Consider the following 1,324-nt stretch of genomic DNA (forward strand, 5'->3'; position numbering starts at 1 on the left):
CTAGAAAGAAGCTTTATAACATCGGATAAAGAATCACCTTGGACGTATTTCATTGTGAAGAAAACTTTACCTTCCCCATCCACCCCCAAACTATGCACTGGCACTATATTTGGGTGCTCGAGTCTACCCGTAATCCTCGCCTCTTCAACAAACTGCAGGATGCGTTCATCATCCTTTGCAATTTTGTCGAGCATGACTTTATAGGCTATATCACGATTCAAAGGGATGTCGTATTTACGATGAACTTCACCCATTCCACCAACTTCTAAGAGTCCCCTGTCTTCTAGGTCCTTCCCCTTCTTTAAAGCCTGAATTTGCTTGACTAAATCTTTAGCTTCATGTTCCATTTGAAAACTACACCTATACCAAAATTAATCGTAGATTTGCACTCTACGTCATTAAAAATAGCAATAAAAGTTTATTTGAACTTAAAGTTCTTAAAAATTGAATAATTTTTGAGGAAACTTTAAACCATAATCGCCTTCATGCTCATTAAACTTAATCTGCATGTCGCCATAAGCATTTTTTAAATAGGCTTCTTTGGGCATAGAACGATTATTCTTTTTGGTAAAACCCTCGAATTGCAACAATCGATCAGGTTTATCAAAATCTAAACTCCCAGTCTTCCACATCACCTTCACTTCCTAAAAATAAATCACCATAGAGGCTCCAATGACCATCAATTTTGTATTCCGCAAAAGCTCCACCGCCAATGGCCTGATCATAGAAATCTGTGTAAAATACTTCAGCTCCCAGTTTCCACTGCTCGCCAAGACTCATTCGAGCTAAAACACTGTAATTATTGACATCATCCAAGCCGTCACTTAAGTCAACATAGTTATAGCCTAACCGAATTGATTCTAGGCTTAGTTCAGGGCCTTTTTCTATTGAGTAATAACGTTCCCCATCATACTTAAATTTTTTACCGTTTTGCTGGGCATTGAGGGCTGTTGCCATACTCATAAGGGTCAGCCCAATTAATAATTTCTTGCTAAACATTTGCTACCTCTTTTCTTTTGGCTAAAATTATATCTAAAATTCGTTTGCTGGCAGTTCCATCGCCATAGGGATTGTGAGCTCGGCTCATTTTTTCATAGAGTTTGGAGTCATCAATCAGCTGCTGAGTTTCCTTAACTAAAGCGTCGACTTCAGTACCCACAAGTTTAACCGTTCCGGCCTTTACAGCCTCAGGTCTCTCGGTTGTATCGCGCATCACTAGAACGGGCTTACCTAGACTTGGAGCCTCCTCCTGAATCCCACCTGAGTCGCTCATGATTAGCAAACAATTATCCATGAGGTAGATAAAGGGTTCGTAATCCTGAGG

3 protein-coding genes and 1 pseudogene are annotated in these 1,324 nt (G+C 39.9%); all 4 read right to left on the minus strand.

Translation table 11 applies throughout. The annotated features are described in order from the left end of the window. Positions 1-347 (minus strand): annotated as a pseudogene (locus tag LNTAR_RS24640) (protein kinase); the annotation flags it as partial. Positions 348-437: 90 nt separating this feature from the next. Then, entirely contained in the window at positions 438-635 is a 198-nt protein-coding gene (locus LNTAR_RS28115; RefSeq protein ID WP_157473843.1) for a hypothetical protein, read from the minus strand. Further along, positions 604-963: a hypothetical protein gene (locus LNTAR_RS24650; protein ID WP_157473844.1), complete on the minus strand. Its 360-nt coding sequence runs from the start codon at positions 961-963 to the stop codon at positions 604-606. The genes LNTAR_RS28115 and LNTAR_RS24650 overlap by 32 nt, the downstream gene beginning before the upstream one ends. A 28-nt stretch (positions 964-991) precedes the next feature. Then, a partial coding sequence (locus LNTAR_RS24655; protein ID WP_007281505.1) for a UDP-N-acetylglucosamine 2-epimerase occupies positions 992-1,324 on the minus strand: 333 nt, incomplete at its 5' end.

This window comes from Lentisphaera araneosa HTCC2155, from assembly GCF_000170755.1.
In the GTDB taxonomy this organism is placed as follows: domain Bacteria; phylum Verrucomicrobiota; class Lentisphaeria; order Lentisphaerales; family Lentisphaeraceae; genus Lentisphaera; species Lentisphaera araneosa.